The organism is Pararhizobium sp. O133 (assembly GCF_051669845.1).
Lineage (GTDB): Bacteria > Pseudomonadota > Alphaproteobacteria > Rhizobiales > Rhizobiaceae > Pararhizobium.
This window is the reverse complement of record NZ_CP196426.1, coordinates 869624-887158: the sequence shown is the minus strand read 5'-3', so window position 1 is coordinate 887158 and position 17535 is coordinate 869624. Positions and strand designations below refer to the sequence as shown.

The following is a 17535-nucleotide window of genomic DNA, read 5'->3' as shown; positions in this document are numbered from 1 at the left end:
CGGAACAACCTGTCCATCCGCACGTTTGCATGGATGCTTGAACAGGAAGTTGTGTAATGCGAATGGCCATGCGTGCTGTCTTCGTGGTGATTGTGGGATCCATTCTCAGTATCCTGGCGATCAAATATGCCGAGAACGATCTCAATGCGGAGGTTCCCATACTCGATCCTGCGGCGGTCACCCAGCCAACATGATCCAGAGCCGCCGCCTGCCAAACAAATATTGTTTCGTTGGAAAATTGCCACATTCGAAAGCCACCCGTATCGCCTCGGAATCCCGTGAATCGTCGAAGGGCGAGCACATTTTTCGGAGGATGGAGCTGACAGCCAGCTCCCTCGGTGCATGGGATTGCTATTTTTGTGATAGGTTTGGGGGTAAGTAGCATATGAAACAATGGTTAAACGAACCAATGCTTCCACACCATGTGGAGTTGTGCCAGCGGGTGTTCGAGACCGCGAAGAAGGCCCGCAAGATTTCCGCCGACAGTGATGCCAACAACCCGGTGGCAGCCCTGGTGCTGACGCTCTACCGTCACGGCGTGTGGGATGAGGCGGAATTGCTCAAGCGCACGCTGAGAGCACTGGACGAAAAATCCTGATCTGCGCCACCCGCGCAGGTCTAATTCGCGACGAGCCGAAGGCCGATCTTCGCATTCGGTCCCGTCAGGAAGAGCTTGGTGTCGTCCACCTTCCAGGACAGCCCGCGCTTCAGCGCTTCGAAGAACCTGCCTTCCTGGTCCATGACGGCCGGCACACAGATCTTGCGCGTCGCCCCGGGTGGAGAAAAGATGATCTCGTTGCCGGATAGCCCGAACGTTCCCGTATAACTGTTGCAGCCGGCAAAACCGGCATAGGTGCCGTCGTCGTTAATCTCCAGCGTCGTCTCAAGGAAATCGATGACGCCACCACCGCCGATATCCTCAGCCAGCCACCGGCCAACCAGCGCCGGCGGCACCGCCCCGGCCGCCACCATCGATACCGAGGCCGGATCGATCAGCACGCAGCTGCAGCCGAGGAACAGCGCAAGTTTCAGCACGGGCCATATCCTTTCCGGCAGACGACCACTGTGATCACCGCTTTTGATTCGCACCCTGCGACCTTATCGCCCTCCCCTTGTTCGAAGCCACCCTTGTTGGCATTCGCTTTCACCTGTAGAGCCTAGCTCAAGAGAAGAAGAACAACGGGATTTGGCCATGACTTCCGGCGCCAACGATAAACGCCGCTTGACGATCCTCGGCTCGACGGGCTCGATCGGCACCAACACGCTCGACGTCGTCAGGCAGCTTGGCGGGCGCGACCGGTTCGAGATCGCCGCCCTGACCGGCAGCGGCAATATCGACCTTCTGGCAGAACAGGCAAAATCGCTCAGTGCGGAACTGGCCGTGACGGCGGATGAAGGCCAGTATGAAAACCTGAAAGCGGCGCTTGCCGGCACCGGCATCGAGGTCGCCGCAGGCCGCAACGGCCTGATCGAGGCAGCCGAGCGCAATGCCGGCTGGGTCATGGCGGCCATTGTCGGCACGGCCGGCCTTGCCCCAACGCTTGCCGCAGCCCGCCGCGGCGCCGATATCGCGCTCGCCAACAAGGAATGCCTCGTTTCCGCCGGCGACCTGTTCATCCGCGCGGTGTCCGAAGGCGGCGGCAAGCTGCTGCCGGTCGACAGCGAACACAATGCTATCTACCAGGTGCTGGAAGAACACCAGCGCCATGCCGTCGAACGCATCATCCTGACCGCATCCGGCGGCCCGTTCCGCACGTCGACGCTGGCGGAAATGCGCGATGTCACCGCCGCGACCGCTCGTGCCCATCCCAACTGGTCGATGGGACTGAAGATCTCCATCGACAGCGCCTCGATGTTCAACAAGGCGCTGGAGATGATCGAGGCGAAGCACCTGTTTCGCATGCGCCCTGACCAGATCGAGGTCATCGTCCATCCGCAGTCGATCATCCATTCGATGGTCGGTTACAGCGACGGCTCGGTGCTGGCGCAGCTTGGTTGCCCGGACATGCGCACCGCGATCGGCTATGCCCTGTCCCATCCCGTCCGGCCGCAACTCGACGTGCAACGGCTGGACTTCGCCAAGCTGTCACGACTGGATTTCGAGGCGCCGGATGAGGAGCGTTTCCCGGCGCTGCGGCTGGCCCGGCTGGCAATGGAACGCGGCGGCGCCCAGGGCGCCATTCTTAACGGTGCCAAGGAAGTCGCGCTCGAAGCCTTCATCGACGGCCATGTCGGCTTCCTGCAGATGGCGGAAATCACCGAAACGGTGATGGACGCGCTCTCCGGCATGCCGGCGGCCACGACGATGGATGACGTCTTCGTAGCCGACGAGGAAGCCCGGCGGATCGCCCGGCAACGCGTCGAGCAGGCCGCAGCGGCGGCCTGAGCTTATTCTTCGTAGACAGCCCGCATGATCCGATCGGGGAATTGCCCCATGCAGCCCTCGACGGCGTTGTTGGTCATGTTGAGCACCGTCAGTTCCCGGACGGGGTCGATGAACCAGTTGTGGCCATAGACGCCACCCCAGCGGACCGTGCCCGGAGATTGCGGGCTCATCGCTTCCCAGGGCTCCAGCACGACCGCACCGAAATAGCCGAAGCCACAGCCGGGATCCGAGCGCAGGTCGCCGATCCGGTTGCTCATGCCGATCTCGGCCGTTTCCGCCGTCATCAGGCCCTTGCCGCCCTGCCGCAGGGTTTCGAGGAGAATCATGACGTCATCCGCCGTTCCGGCCATGCCGGCGCCCGCCGACTGGAATGCCTTCGGATTGAAGATCCGCGACGGCGAAAAGCCGACCGACCATTCGGCATCGCCATTCGGGAAATAGGGATCGGGCATGCGGATCGCCACGGGATTGCCATCGGCATAAGGCGTTGCCAGCCGCTCTATATCCGTCACATGAAAGCGGGTGTCGGCCATATCAAGCGGACCGGCGACATATTCCACGACGGCGTCTTCGAGGCTTGACCCGCGCACGGCGGCAATCACCGCGCCGAGAATGTCTGTGGCAATCGAGTAGTTCCATTGCGCGCCGGGTGTGAAGGCTAATGGCAGGTGGTTGAGCCGACTGAAATTAGCCTCGAAATCCAGGTCGGTGTTTGACAGGCCGCAATTGACAGCGAGGTCTGCGGGCAGATGCTCGAGCGCCGGATCGTAAGTCAATCCAGACGTATGCGTCAGCAGATGATGGATGGTGATATTGGCCGCCGCACCGTCGGGCATCCTTGGCCGAAACCAGGGCAGATGTGCTGAAACGCTGTCGGACAGGCTCATCAGGCCTCGGTCGATCATCGCCAGCGCGGTCGCCGCGACAATCGGCTTGGAAACCGATGCCAGCCGAAAAATCGTATCGAAAGCCACCGGTTTTCCGGCTTCCCGATCGGCAAAGCCTGCCGTCCGGCGAAAGATCGGCTCGCCATACTGGAAGGCGAGAACCACGGTTCCGGTGATCCGGCCGGACTGCAGAGCCTCGTCGATGACCGCATTCAGCCTGTGTTCGATAGTCATGACCGAGGCTCCAAAGCAGGTTTCAAAACAAAAATGCGGACCATCTCTCGACGATCCGCATTTCGATTTCAAGCCTGTTTAGGAGCTGCGATCAGGCGACAGCCCTTGCCAGCGCGCAACGCGACCAGAGCTGGTGCAGCGCACCGACCAGATGGTCGATATCGGCATCCGAATGCAGCGGCGTCGGCGTGATGCGCAGGCGCTCGGTCTTCTTCGGCACGGTCGGATAGTTGATCGGCTGGACGTAGACACCACAATTGTCGAGCAGCAGATCGGATATCCATTTGCACTTGGAGGCATCACCGACGATCACCGGAACGATATGGCTCGGATTGCTGAGGTGCGGAATGCCGTTCTTGTCGAGCAGGTGGCGCAGGCGTCGAACCCGTTCCTGATGGGCGAAGCGTTCGACTTGGCTGACCTTGAGATGTTGGATCGAGGCAACTGCACCGGCAGCCAGCGCCGGCGGCAGGGCCGTCGTGAAGATGAAGCCGGAGGCAAAGGACCGGATGAAATCGCACAGCGCAGTCGACGCGGCGATATAGCCGCCCATGACGCCGAAAGCCTTACCGAGCGTACCTTCGATCACCGTCAGTCGGTGCATCAGTCCTTCGCGTTCGGCGATGCCGCCGCCGCGCGGGCCGTACATGCCGACGGCGTGGACTTCATCGAGATAGGTCATCGCGCCGTACTGGTCGGCAAGATCACAAATTTCCTTGATCGGCGCGATATCGCCATCCATCGAATAGACCGATTCGAAAGCGATCAGCTTCGGCGCGCGCGGATCGGCTGCCTTCAGCCTGGCTTCGAGATCGGTGAGGGAATTGTGTTTGAAAATCACCCGCTCACACTTGGAATGGCGGATGCCTTCGATCATCGATGCGTGATTCCCGGCGTCCGAAAAGACGATCACACCGGGAATCTTCGAACAGAGCGTTCCGAGTGCCGCCCAGTTGGACACATAGCCGGAGGTGAACAGCAGAGCCGATTCCTTGCCATGCAGGTCGGCGAGCTCGCGCTCGAGAAGAACGTGGTAGTGGTTGGTGCCAGAAATATTCCGGGTGCCTCCCGCACCCGCGCCACACTGGTCGATGGCGAGCTTCATCGCTTCGGTGACCTTGGGATGCTGGCCCATGCCGAGATAGTCATTGGAACACCAGACCGTGACGTCCTGCTTTTCGCCAGCAGTGTTATAACGGGTCGCCTTGGGAAATTGTCCGCGCTGGCGCTCCAGATCGGCGAACACCCGGTAGCGGCCTTCCTGATGCAGGCCGTCCAGCTCGCCTTTGAAGAAACTTTCGAAATCCATCATCGTCTCCAGAACCTTGCCGTCTTTTTGATCCAAAGAGCGGTTGCGTCAACCTCTGCGAGGATGATCGCGGCCAAGTGCGGCAAAAGGCCCCTAATTTTGAACAGTTCCAAACTATCCTTACCGGTTTTCATTCCATCCGATATGATTTGAGTCAAGTCGCTAGAAGAAAGGACGGGTTGCCCCGTCCCTATATTCTGTTTCAAAAATAATACGGAAATGCCTTACGCCGCCGCAACCGCGCGCTTCGCCATCACTTTTACGAGATTGGCGCGATACTCCGAACTGGCGTGGATGTCCGAGAGCAGATCGGACGGATCAACCGCCACACCCGCAAGCGCATCCGGCGACCAGTTGGCAGCAAGAGCCGCCTCGATGCCGTCGTGACGAAACACGCCATCGGCGCCGGCCCCGGTCACCGCCGCCCGGACATCGCTATTGCCACGGCGCGCGACGAAGACGCCCGTCATGGCATAACGCGAGGCCGGATTGCGGAATTTGGCGTAAGCCGCCTTTTCCGGAGCATCGAAGGTGACGGCGACGATGATCTCGCCATCCTCAAGCGCCGTATCGAACAGACCGGTGAAAAAATCACCCGCCTTGATCTCGCGGGAATTGGTGACGACGACGGCATCGAGCGCCAAAAGTGCCGCCGGATAGTCGGCCGCCGGGTCGTTGTTGGCCACCGAACCGCCGATCGTTCCCATATGGCGGACATGCGGATCGCCGATATGGTGGGCAAGATCGCAGATCGCCGGACAGACGGCCTTCAGTTCCGCCGACGACGCCACATCATAATGCGTCGTCGCCGCACCGATCCGCACGGACAGGCCATTCACCGATATTCCCTTGAGGTCCGGGATATGCCGGAGATCGACGAGGTCGCTCGGGGAAGCGAGACGCTGTTTCATCGTCGCGATCAGCGTCATGCCGCCGGAGAGATACTTGCCCTCATCAGCACCCGATTTCAGTTTGACTGCATCCTGAACCGAGGATGCACGATGGTAATTGGTCGCGTACATGGTTTTCTCCTCCGGTTCAGTTGGCGGCGTTGATCGCTGACCAGACCTTTTGCGGCGTGGCCGGCATGGTCAGGTCGTTATTGCCGATCGCATCGGTGATGGCATTCATCAGTGCCGGCGGCGACCCGATCGCGCCCGCCTCGCCGCAGCCCTTGATGCCCAGTGGATTGGACGGGCACGGCGTGTTCTGATGCGACAGCTTGAACGACGGCAGATCGTCGGCGCGCGGCATGGCGTAGTCCATGTAGCTTGCGGTGATCAGCTGGCCGTTCTGCGGATCGTAATGGACATTTTCGAGCAGGGCCTGGCCAACGCCTTGCGCGATGCCGCCATGCACCTGACCCTCGACGATCATCGGATTGATGATATTGCCGAAATCGTCGGCGGCGACGAACTGGACGATCTCGATCGTGCCCGTTTCCGGATCGACCTCGACCTCGCAGATGTAGCAGCCGGCCGGGAAAGTGAAGTTGGACGGATCGTAGAACGCGCCCTCCTTCAATCCCGGCTCCATGCCGGCCGGCAGGTTGTGCGCGGTATAGGCGGCCAGCGCCACCTGGAACCAGGGCAGCGCCTTGTCCGTGCCCGCCACCTTCAACTCGCCATTCTCGATGACGATGTCACTCTCGTCGGCTTCCATCAGATGGGCGGCGATCTTCTTGGCCTTGGCCTCCACCTTGTCGAGCGCCTTGACCACCGCCGACATGCCAACGGCGCCGGAGCGCGAACCATAGGTGCCCATGCCCATCTGCACCTTGTCGGTATCGCCGTGAACGATGTTGACGCTGTCGATCGGGACACCCAACCGGTCGGCGATCAGCTGGGCAAAGGTCGTCTCGTGACCCTGTCCGTGGCTGTGCGAGCCTGTCATCACCTCGATCGTGCCGACCGCATTGACGCGCACTTCGGCCGATTCCCAAAGGCCGACACCGGCCCCGAGCGAGCCGACCGCCGCCGACGGCGCAATGCCGCAGGCCTCGATATAGCAACTCATGCCGATGCCGCGCTTCATGCCGCGCCCCGCCGCCTCTGCCTTGCGGGCAGCAAAGCCGTTCCAGTCGGCCGATGCCATGGCCGCTTCCAGCGACGCTTCGTAGTCGCCGGCATCGTAGTTCATGATCACCGGTGTCTGGTAGGGGAAGCTGCGGATGAAGTTATTTCGTCTGAGTTCGGCTGGCGAAACGCCCAGCTCGCGCGCCGCCGTCTCCATCGTGCGTTCGAGAAGATAGGTCGCCTCCGGCCGCCCGGCGCCGCGATAGGCATCGACCGGCACGGTATTGGTATAGACGGTGCGGACATTGGCGTGGATCGCCGGAATGGCATATTGGCCGGACAACAGCGTCGCATAGAGATAGGTCGGCACCGCCGAGGAGAACAGCGACATATAGGCGCCGAGATTGGCGATCGTATCGACCTTCAGGCCGGTGATGCGATTGTCCTTGTCGAAGGCCATCTTCACCGTCGAGACATGGTCTCGGCCGTGCGCGTCGGTGAGGAAGGCTTCGGTACGGTCGCAGGTCCATTTCACCGGGACGCCGGTCTTCTTCGATGCCCAGAGACAGACGATCTCTTCCGGATAGATGTAAATCTTCGAGCCGAAGCCGCCGCCGACATCCGGGGCGATGACGCGCAATTTGTTTTCCGGCGCGACATTGTAGAATGCGCTCATCACCAGACGCGCCACATGCGGGTTCTGGCTGGTCGTGTAGCAGGTATAGTGATCCTCGGCACTGTCGTAAATACCAAGCGTGGCGCGCGGCTCCATCGGGTTCGGCGCCAGCCGGTTATTGTGGAGCTTGATCTCGGTGACATGCGCGGCCTCGGCGATCGCCTTGTCGGCCGCCGCACCGTCGCCGATCTGCCAGTCGAAGATCAGATTGTTCGCAGCCTCGGGATGGATCTGCGGCTGGCCGGCTTCCAGCGCCTTGACCGCTTCGGTGACGGCCGGCAGCACGTCGTAGTCCACCACCACGGCCTCGGCCGCATCGCGAGCCTCGCCCAGACTGTCGGCCACGACGATCGCAACAGCATCCCCAACATAGCGGACTGTGTCATGTGCGAGGGGCCGCCAGGCACCCATGTTCATCGGCGATCCGTCCTTGGAGTGGATCATCCAGCCGCAGATGAGGTTGCCGATCGCATCGGCCTGCAGTTGCTTGCCCTCCAGCACGCCGATGACGCCGGGCATTTCCATGGCGGCGGAAATATCGATGCTTTTGATCTTCGCGTGGGCGTGGGGGCTGCGCACGAAAAATGCATATTTCATGCCCGGAACGCTCATGTCATCCGTGTACCGGCCCTTGCCGGTGAGGAACCTTTTGTCTTCCTTGCGCGCAACGCTGGCGCCAATGCCTTCAACACCCATGCTTCATCTCCTCCAGAAGAGCGAATAGCGAATAGTGAGTAGCGAATGGAGGGAGTTCGAACCGCGACTGGGCCGCGCAGCGGCCACCTACTCGCTATTCGCTACTCCCTATTCGCTTGCCTCACTCCGCCGCCTGCTGCACGCCGCCCATTTCGGCGGCCGCGGCAAGGATCGATTTGACGATATTGTGGTAGCCGGTGCATCGACAGATATTGCCGTCGAGTTCGGCGCGGACGGTGGCTTCGTCGAGATTGGCGCCATGGCGGCGGATCATGTCGACAGCGGTCATCACCATGCCCGGCGTGCAGAAGCCGCATTGCAGGCCGTGATTAGCCTTGAAGGCCGCCTGCACCGGATGAAGGTCGCCGCCACCCGCCAGTCCCTCGATCGTCGTGATCGTCGATCCCGCTGCCTGGACCGCCAGGATCGTGCAGCTTTTCACCGAACGGCCATCCATATGGACGACGCAGGCGCCGCATTGCGTGGTGTCGCAGCCGACATGGGTTCCGGTCAGCGCCAGGTTTTCGCGCAGGAAATGCACCAGAAGAGTGCGGTCCTCGCACTCCGAGCCGACCTGCCGGCCGTTGACCGTCATTTTCACTTTTGCCATCTCGTTCCTCCGAGGTTGGTCGTGCCAACACGAGCGGCTGTCGGGCAGATAAACTCGTTCCCGCGACAGAACCGCGTCAACTTTCATGCCTTCACCGCGGGGCCTTCTCCTCAAAGCGCTACGGCATTTGCATCATTTGTCTTTTTTCGGATCGCCGCAACCGGTACTTTCAATTTGGTTTGAAAAATCTGGCCGGCTTCCAAAATCCGCACACCACTGGCCGCAATGGTATCGGTGTGTGACGCAGGGAACAGCGCTTTCAGCTCCCGTTCAGCTTGAATGCCATTCTCTTGTGATCTCGGGGATTTCTCAGGATGTCTGTAGACTTTCGCAGACAGCCATTTATCTTCGAAATTGCAAGTTCGACTGGAGGGTGGCCTGAACCGACCACCTTCTGCCTCAGGGGAGAACGGACGGCGACGAACGCAAGACATCGTCCACGTCCAGATTGGAGAACCAATGAAAAAGGCCATCGTGCTCGTGCTGCTCGCTTTATCCGTCGCGAGTTGCACGCAAACAGAAAAGGGCGCCGGCATCGGTGCTGTGTCGGGCGCCATTATCGGCGGCGCCATCACCGGTGATGTTCGCGGCGCGGCCGTCGGCGCGGCGATCGGCGGCGTTTCCGGAGCGGTCATCGGCCATGTCTCCGAACAGCCCGGCCAGTGCTACTACCGTGACCGCTACGGACGCCGTTATATCAGCGACTGCCCGTGACATAGTCCACAGGCTGCAACCGACCCGGCGCGACTTTGCCGGGATCTTTTCGTGATGGTTGCGAAAACGCGACAGGACCCCGGCACAAACCGGGGTTTTTGTTTCCGACACGTCACAGTTGCCTTGGTTTTCGACAAAATCCGGCCCTGCGTCTTCATCAATGGGACAATGCTGTGTAGGGTCGCCGTTCATCAAGGGGCAACCCTGTCATGTAATGGTACTCTCGCCATGACGGCGGGCAGATGTTGAAAGTAGCCTGGACAGCGAATGCGGAAACGAATGCGTCTGCCGATTGTGGGTGTTGCGTATCGGAAGGCTGGCACTGCTTTTGCGGTCGCGGCTCTGGTCGCATGCGGCCCGCTTTCGGCGTCGAACGCCTATGCCTTCAAGATTTTCGGTATGCGCTTCTTCGAGAGCGAGGAAGAAAAGAATCCGATCGTCGATCCCGTCAATTACAGCCTGACACTGACCGAACAATCCGGCGTTTCCGATCTGAAGGAAGCGCTCGAAAACAGCTCGCGCCTTTTCCAGGACAAGGACGAACCCGTTTCCGGCAACCTGGGCCTCGCCATCAAGGCGCGCGACGATCGCGACCGCTTGTTGGCAGCCCTCTACGAACAGGCGCGCTATGGCGGCGTCGTCACGGTCAAGGTCAACGGCCAGGACATCGACACCCTGCCGCCCGATCCCGTCTTCCCGAACGACGCCCCCGTTCCCGTCGAGATCACGGTCACACCCGGCCCGGTCTTCACGCTCGGCGATGTCGTGCTGAAGGGCGACGCTGTCGGCAAGCGGCCGGATGAGTATCTAAAACCGGGCAACCGGGCGGATTCGACCCTGATCATCAAGGCCGGCGAGAAAGTCGTCGAGGATTTGAAGGAAGAAGGCCGGCCGCTGGCCCAGTTGACCGATCGCAGCGTCGTCGCCGATCATGCCTCCAACACAGTCGATGTGACCATTGCGGCCGAGGGCGGGCCGGTCGCTCCAGTGGGCGCCGTCTCAGTCGCCGGTACCAAGACGGTCGATCCGGAATTCGTCGCGGAATATTCGCGGCTGAACGGCGGCGATCCCTATTCGCCGGAAGAAATTCGCAAGGCATCCGAACGGTTGCGCCAACTCGGCGTATTTTCCAGCATCACCATCAAGGAAGCCACGGTCTTGGCGCCCGATGGAACGATCCCGATGACGATCGAGGTCTCGGAAGGCAAGCACCGCTATTTCGGCGCCGGCGCGCAATATTCGACGACGGATGGTTTCGGCATCCAGGGCTATTGGGGCCATCGCAATCTCTTCGGCAGGGCGGAATCACTGCGGCTGGAAGGCTCGGTCAGTCGCATCGGCGAAACCACCGATGTCGGCAGCCTCGATTATTCGGCGGGATTGATCTTCGCCAAGCCCGGCGCCTTCGGCCCGACCACGACCTTCAACGCCAGCCTGAAGGCGCAGCTTCTCGATCCCGACGCCTACAAGGCGACGATCTTTACCGGCGCTGCGGGCGTTACCGCCGAACTGTCGGAAACCGATACGATTTCCGTCGGCGGCGAATTGCAGTGGGCCGATGTCGAGGACGCTTTCGGCGCGAACGAATATCTGACTGCGTCTATCCCGATCGAATATATTCGCGACACCCGCGACAACAAGCTGAACCCGACGGAAGGTTATCGCGCCTCGATCAACGCCAAGCCGAGCTACGAGATCAACGGCCAGACATTCTTCAGCTCCATTGAAGGCTCGGCTTCCGCCTATCTCGGCCTCGGCGATGAAAACCGTTTCGTGCTGGCCGGCCGGCTCGGCATCGGTTCGCTTATCGGCGGTGATGGCCTCGCTTCGATTCCAGCCAACCGGCGCTTCTATCTCGGCGGTGGCGGCACTGTGCGCGGCTATTCCTATCAGGAGATCAGCCCGCGCAACAAGGACGACGACATTCTCGGGGGGCGTTCCTATGTCAACGCCACGGTGGAAGCTCGCATCGGCATCACCGAAAAGATCGGCCTCGTTCCCTTCGTCGATGTCGGCACGGTCTCGGCGAAGACCACGCCGGACTTTTCGGACCTGCGCGCCGGCGCCGGCCTCGGGCTGCGCTACAACACGCCGTTTGGGCCGATCCGGCTTGATGTCGCCGTGCCGCTCAACGCCTATCCCGACGGCACGAAATACGGAATCTATGCCGGGATCGGCCAATCCTTCTGATTGCAGGCGCAATCGACACGGCCTGGAACCGGATGCGAAACCCCGGGTTCAGGGGACGCAATTTCACCCCGACGCAACTTGCGCTATGGATGAACCATGAATCGTTTGCTCCGCTTTCTGAAAATCGCCCTGCGCTGGTTGGCCTATATTCTCGGCTTCACGGTGGTTGCCACCGTACTCCTGGCTCTGTTTGCCGGCTTCACGGCGCCGGGTGCGCGCTTCGTCGCGATGATGATCGAGAAATATGCCTCGACGCCGGACCAGATCGTCCGCATCAACGATCCCAGCGCGCTGCTGACCGGCGATTTCACAGCCTCTAGCGTGACGCTGTTCGACAGCAAGGGCGTCTACGCGGAAATTCGCGAGGTCGGGATCGACTGGTCGCCGACCGCCCTTTTCTCATCGCGCTTCGAAGCCGCGAAGCTGTCGGCCGGATCCGTGCGCCTAGAACGGCTGCCGATCCCGTCCCAGGAAACGCGCGAGGTCCGCGAGACCTTTGCCCTGCCGCTGGACATCAAGATCGACGCGTTCGATCTCAAGGAAGTGGTCATCGGCAAGGACATCGCCGGTGCCGACCAGTTCCTCAGCGCTGAGGGCAAGCTGAACGCCACCAATGCCAGCATCGCCGCCGCTCTTGCAGTGGCACAACGCGACCGGCCCGACGCCAAGGCGATCGCCGATATCGTCTTCAATCCGGCCGGTAACGAGCTGAAGCTGGAAACCACCATCAACGAGCCAAAGGGTGGCCTGCTTGCCAAAGCGATGCGCCTACCGGGCGAACCGGCACTCAGCGTCTCCATCACCGGCGATGGCCCGCTGTCGAAATGGCGCGGCTCAGCCACCGCCGCCCTCGACGGCAACCGGGTGCTGAAACTCGACGGCGAGCATACTTTGGCGCCGGACGGTTTTCGCACGGTGGCCCTGCATGGCGGCGGCACGTTCAGCGACCTGCTGCCGGCCGCCTTCCGGCCGCTGTTTGCCGGCACGACCGAAATCGATCTCGCAGCGGCGATCGACGGCGGCAAGACGGTGCGCATCGACAAGGGCAATATCTCCACCGGTGCTCTGGCGCTGTCCGCATCCGGCACCTACAGCACGGCCGGGCAGAACGACCTGCAGGCAAGCCTCACCGGCAAGACCGCTCCCATCGACTTCCGGCTGCCGCTTGCCGAGGGCGAAGCACAGTTGTCGATCAACGCGGCGAATGTCTCGCTGATCGGCGATGCCCAGACCGCCGTGCTCGACATCGGCGCCGATATCGGCAAGGCGACGCTGCCGCAAGGCGAGATCGACGCGATCAAGCTGCACGCCTATAGCGACACCTTCAATCTCTCGACCAGGACCGGTCCGCTGAAAGCTGAAATCCAGACCGGCGTGACCCGTTTCGTAAACCCCAATATCGACCGCCTCGTCAAAGGCCCTGTGAAGCTAGACGGCACGCTGTCGGTGACGCCGGAAACGGTGTCCTTCGATCCCGTTACACTGGAAAGCACCAGTGTCGGCGGCACGCTGACCGGTTCCTACACGATTGCCGAAGGAACAGTCACTTCGGCCTTCAAGCTTTTTGCCCTGCCCGCAACCCTGCCGCCGGGCATCGCCTCGAAATTCGACACGACCATCGCCATTGCCGGCAATCTTGCGACGGGCTCCGATGGCAGTGTCACGGTCAAGGATATTGCACTCGCATCCGGAACCGTGGAGGCCGCCGGATCCCTGGCGCTTGAGACGGGTAACCTGACCGCCGCCATCAGCGGTACCGTGCCGGAGATCGGCAAATTCCTGGCCGACGCCAAGGGCATCGCAAAGTTCAATGCCGATGTGACCGGCCCGCTCGACGCGTTGGCGGTGAAGGCACAAATCACCTCCAGCGGCGCGACACTGGCCGGACGCACCCTGGACGACCTCGCCGTCAAGGCCGATGCAACCATCGGAAAGAACGGACCGAACGCGACGATCAACGCCACGGGTTCGCTCGACGGGCAGACGATCGATGCCAAGGCCGAGATCGCCTCGGCAAGGGGCACGACCAGCATCCCCTCCATCGACGTCACCATCGGCAAAAACACGCTGACCGGCGCGCTGGACCTGACAGCCGATTTCCAGCCGAACGGCACGCTCACCTTCAACCTGCCCGATCTCGGCCTGCTCGCGGCCATGGCTGGGCAGACCGCGTCCGGCGACCTTGCCGGCTCGGCCAGCATCAAGACCGACAATGGCGTGACCTCGGTCGCCGTAAAGGCCAGCGGTGCCGGCATCACGCGCGGCGATCTCGTCATCACCAGGCCCGCCGCCGATATCACCATCGCCGATCTGAAGGCGCTCGCGATCAAGGGCAATGTCACCGTCGAGAGCGTGGCGCAGGGCGAAACGCGGCTGTCCGGCCTCAAGCTCGGTTTTGAGCAGCAAGGCGCCCAAACCAACTTTGCCCTGGATGGCGCCTATGATGCCGCACCGCTGACCGCGCACGGCGACCTGCAAAGCGCGGGCGGCAAGACAACGATCAACCTGCAATCCTTTGCCGCCGCGCCGAAGAAGATTCCGCTGGAGCTGGCGGCGCCGACGACGATCGTCATCGAAAACGGCGCTGTCCATCTGAGCCAGCTGGCGGTTGAGGCGTCCGGGGGCACGATCACGCTCGACGGCAGCGCAGGCGAGACCCTCAATCTGACCGCCACCCTTGCCAGCATCGACGCCCGCGTGCCACTACAGGGCGGCGAAGCGCATGTCGTGCTCGACGCCGGCACGGCCTCGATCAAGGGCACGATGCAGACAGCTATTCTCGACGTCAAAGCCGATGTCGGACAGCTCGCTCTGCCGCAGGGCCGTTTCGACGGCGTCAAGCTGACGGCACACAGCGATGCCTTCAACCTCACCGCCCGCTCCGGCACAGTAGCGACCACGATCGAAACCGGCGCGACACAGCTCACCAATGCCGATCTCGACCGGCTGGTCAAAGGTCCGGTCAGGATCGCGACCACCTTGGATGTCACTCCCGAAGCCATTGGCTTCAGTCCCGTGACGATCGCCAGCACCAACCTCGACGGCGCGCTGGCCGGCTCCTTCGCCGTTGCCGACAATGCGGTCCGCACGACCTTCAAGATTTCGGCCAAGCCGGCAGCCCTTCCGCCGGCCGCCGCGGCAAAATTCGATACGCCGGTCGATATCACCGGCAGGCTGGTGACCGGCCCGCAAGGCGCTGTCGATGTCACAGACCTGAAGATCGCCTCCGGAACCATCCGGGCAGACGGATCTGTTTCCCTCAAGGAGCAAACCCTGACGGCGGCACTGACGGGCACCCTGCCCCATCTCGGCAAGGTGCTGGCGGATGCCAAGGGCACCGCCGATTTCAAGATCGACGCGACCGGCCCGCTCGACAATCTCGGCGTCAAGGCAATCGTGACCTCCAGCGGCGCGACCCTCGCCGGACGGACGCTGAGCGATCTCCAACTGGCCGTGAATGCAACCGCAAACCCCGCTAATCCGCAGGCCAAGATCACGGCCACCGGCGCGCTCGGCGGCCAGGCGATCAACGTCAACGCCGACCTCGTCTCCAAGGACGGTCGCACCAGCGTTCCGGTTCTGCAGGCGCAGATCGGCGAAAACACGCTGAACGGCTCCATTGAGTTCACCACGGATTTCCTGCCGCAGGGCTCGATCGACTTCAATTTCCCGGATGTCGGCCTGCTTGCCGCCATGGCCGGTGAAAAGGCATCGGGCGACATTGCCGGTTCGGCCGCGATCACCAGCGCCGAAGGCAAGACCGCGATCGCACTCAAGGCCAGCGGTTCAGGCATCAAGCGCGGCGATCTCGTCATCACCAAACCATCAGCCGATATCAATATCGCAGACCTGAAGACACTGGCGATCAAGGGCAATCTCTCGGTCGAGACGTTTGCGCAGGGTGAGAACCGCGTCAACGGCCTGAAGCTCGATTTTGCCCAGCAGGCAGGCAAGACCAACGTGACACTCGGCGGCAGCTATGATGGCGCGCCCGTCAACCTGAAGGCCGATATCCAGACCATGGGCGGCAAGACGGTCGTCAATCTTGCCAGCTTTGCGGCATCACCCCGCAAGATCCCGCTCAAGCTGACAGACCCGACGGTGATCACCATCGAGAACGGCACGGTCAGCCTGCAAAAGCTGACCATTGGGGCATCGGGCGGCTCGATCGCGATCTCCGGCAAGGCCGGTGAAAAGCTCGATCTCGCCGTCAATCTCGACGCACTGCCGGCAAAGCTCGTAAACACCTTCTCACCGTCGCTCGGCGCTGACGGCGCGATCAGCGGTACAGTCGGCATCAAGGGCACGGCGGCTGCCCCTGCCGTTACTTATGACCTGCGCTGGGCGAATGCCGGCTTTGCGCAGACCCGATCGGCTGGCGTCGGCGCGCTCGATATCGCTGCGAAGGGACAATTCGCCAATAACAACGTCACTGTAGACACGACGTTGAGCGGTCCAAGCGGCCTCGCCTTCCGGGGCGGCGGCACGCTGGGCATTACCGGCAATCGGCCAATTGCCATGAAGTTTTCCGGCGAACTACCCTTCGGCCTCGGCGCGGCCCTGCTCGCCAGCCAAGGCTTCACGCTCACCGGCTCGGCCAATGTCGATGTCTCGATCTCGGGCGCGGCAACGGCGCCTGTGATCACCGGCACGATCTCGACCGCCGGCGCGCGTCTCGTAGATGTCCGCCATAATCTTGCGATCACCGACCTTACTGCCAATGTCGCACTGAACGGCCAGCAGGCCAATATCTCGAAACTGTCCGGCCGGCTGGCGAGCGGCGGCTTGCTCGATATCAGCGGCACGATCGGCATCACGCCCGGCTCTGGCTTTCCGGCAGACCTCTCGATCCGACTCGACAACGCGACCTATGTCGATGGCAGCCTTGTCACGGCCACCCTCGATGGGGCCATGACGCTGAAAGGCCCGCTCACCGCCACGCCGATCCTCGGTGGCAATGTCACGATCCAGAAGGCGGCGATCACCATTCCGGAAAAGCTGCCAGCCTCGCTGTCCGAGATCAACATCAAGCACAAGAACGCACCGGCCAAGGTCCGCCAGATGCAGGCGGATATCCGAAAGGACCAGCGCGGCGGTGGCGACGGCGCCGGCAGCGGCGGCGGTATCGGCTTCGACCTGACGGTGAGCGCACCGGGCAAACTGTTCGTGCGCGGACGCGGCATCGATGCCGAACTCGGCGGTGACCTGACGATCCGGGGAACCGCCGCCCAGCCGGCCGTTTCCGGCGGGTTCGAAATGCGCCGCGGCCGGCTTGAGATCCTCGCGAAGCGCCTCAACTTCACCGATGGCACGATCACCTTCGGCGGCAACCTGATCCCGACGCTCGATCTCGACGCCACCTCCAGCGCCGGCACGACGACGATCACCGTCAATGTCGCTGGTGTCGCCAACAATCCGGCGATCACCTTCTCGTCGTCGCCTGCTTTGCCGCAGGATGAAATCCTGGCGCAGCTGATCTTCAACCGCTCTCTCTCCAAGCTCTCGGCCCTGCAGATCGCGCAACTCGCCAGCGCCGTCAGCGAACTCGCCGGCGGCGGCTCGAACGGGCTGTTGAACGGCCTGCGCAACAAGCTCGGCGTCGATGATCTCGATGTCTCCACCGATGCCACCGGCGGCGCCACTGTCACGGCCGGCAAATACCTCAACGAGCGGACCTATCTCGAACTCCAGTCCGGCTCGGAATCCGGTGGCGGCAAGGCGATCATCAATCTCGACGTCGGCCGTGGCATCAAGCTGCGCGGCGAAGCCGGCTCAAGCGGCGCCGGCGGCGGGATTTTCTACGAGAAGGAATATTAAC

13 protein-coding genes are annotated in these 17535 nt (G+C 62.0%); 6 read left to right on the top strand and 7 right to left on the bottom strand.

Annotated elements, in window-relative coordinates; genetic code table 11:
* Positions 1-56 precede the first annotated feature (56 nt).
* On the top strand, positions 57-194 hold the full coding sequence (locus ACST81_RS04165; RefSeq protein WP_438751583.1) for a hypothetical protein: 138 nt from the start codon (positions 57-59) through the stop codon (positions 192-194).
* A gap of 248 nt (positions 195-442) precedes the next feature.
* Positions 443-598 carry a hypothetical protein gene (locus tag ACST81_RS04160; protein WP_438751582.1) on the top strand — a complete coding sequence of 52 codons (156 nt, stop codon included), beginning with the start codon at positions 443-445 and terminating at the stop codon, positions 596-598.
* Positions 599-618: 20 nt separating this feature from the next.
* Here ACST81_RS04160 and ACST81_RS04155 read toward each other — a convergent pair whose 3' ends face one another.
* The gene (locus ACST81_RS04155; protein ID WP_438751580.1) at positions 619-1035 is read right to left on the bottom strand and encodes an META domain-containing protein; all 417 of its coding nucleotides are present in this window, start codon (positions 1033-1035) and stop codon (positions 619-621) included.
* Positions 1036-1192: 157 nt separating this feature from the next.
* Between ACST81_RS04155 and dxr the strand changes: the two genes are divergently transcribed.
* On the top strand, positions 1193-2386 hold the full coding sequence (dxr, locus tag ACST81_RS04150; RefSeq protein WP_438751579.1) for a 1-deoxy-D-xylulose-5-phosphate reductoisomerase: 1194 nt from the start codon (positions 1193-1195) through the stop codon (positions 2384-2386).
* A 2-nt stretch (positions 2387-2388) separates the two neighbouring features.
* Here dxr and ACST81_RS04145 read toward each other — a convergent pair whose 3' ends face one another.
* From ACST81_RS04145 to ACST81_RS04120, 6 genes are all read right to left on the bottom strand, one after another.
* A complete protein-coding gene (locus ACST81_RS04145) occupies positions 2389-3507 on the bottom strand; it encodes a serine hydrolase domain-containing protein (protein ID WP_438751578.1) in 1119 nt (372 codons plus the stop codon).
* A gap of 91 nt (positions 3508-3598) precedes the next feature.
* On the bottom strand, positions 3599-4816 hold the full coding sequence (gene hemA, locus ACST81_RS04140; protein ID WP_438753371.1) for a 5-aminolevulinate synthase: 1218 nt from the start codon (positions 4814-4816) through the stop codon (positions 3599-3601).
* Positions 4817-5040: 224 nt separating this feature from the next.
* Positions 5041-5838, bottom strand: coding sequence for an FAD binding domain-containing protein (locus tag ACST81_RS04135; protein WP_438751576.1), 798 nt, complete (start codon positions 5836-5838; stop codon positions 5041-5043).
* A 16-nt stretch (positions 5839-5854) separates the two neighbouring features.
* Complete coding sequence (locus tag ACST81_RS04130; RefSeq protein WP_438751575.1) at positions 5855-8203, bottom strand: xanthine dehydrogenase family protein molybdopterin-binding subunit; 2349 nt, start codon at positions 8201-8203, stop codon at positions 5855-5857.
* Positions 8204-8324: 121 nt separating this feature from the next.
* Positions 8325-8813 (bottom strand): (2Fe-2S)-binding protein, encoded by a 489-nt coding sequence (locus tag ACST81_RS04125; protein WP_438751574.1) that lies wholly within the window; start codon positions 8811-8813, stop codon positions 8325-8327.
* 110 nt (positions 8814-8923) lie between these two features.
* Positions 8924-9286 carry a hypothetical protein gene (locus ACST81_RS04120; RefSeq protein WP_438751573.1) on the bottom strand — a complete coding sequence of 121 codons (363 nt, stop codon included), beginning with the start codon at positions 9284-9286 and terminating at the stop codon, positions 8924-8926.
* On the opposite strand from ACST81_RS04120, the gene ACST81_RS04115 reads away from it, so the two are divergent.
* From ACST81_RS04115 to ACST81_RS04105, 3 genes are all read left to right on the top strand, one after another.
* Positions 9273-9527, top strand: a complete 255-nt coding sequence (locus tag ACST81_RS04115) for a YMGG-like glycine zipper-containing protein (RefSeq protein ID WP_325463711.1) — start codon at positions 9273-9275, stop codon at positions 9525-9527. The two genes, ACST81_RS04120 and ACST81_RS04115, sit on opposite strands and share 14 nt — an antisense overlap.
* A gap of 279 nt (positions 9528-9806) precedes the next feature.
* Positions 9807-11717 carry an autotransporter assembly complex protein TamA gene (locus tag ACST81_RS04110; RefSeq protein WP_438751572.1) on the top strand — a complete coding sequence of 637 codons (1911 nt, stop codon included), beginning with the start codon at positions 9807-9809 and terminating at the stop codon, positions 11715-11717.
* A 96-nt stretch (positions 11718-11813) separates the two neighbouring features.
* Positions 11814-17534 carry a translocation/assembly module TamB domain-containing protein gene (locus ACST81_RS04105; protein ID WP_438751571.1) on the top strand — a complete coding sequence of 1907 codons (5721 nt, stop codon included), beginning with the start codon at positions 11814-11816 and terminating at the stop codon, positions 17532-17534.
* Position 17535 lies beyond the last annotated feature (1 nt).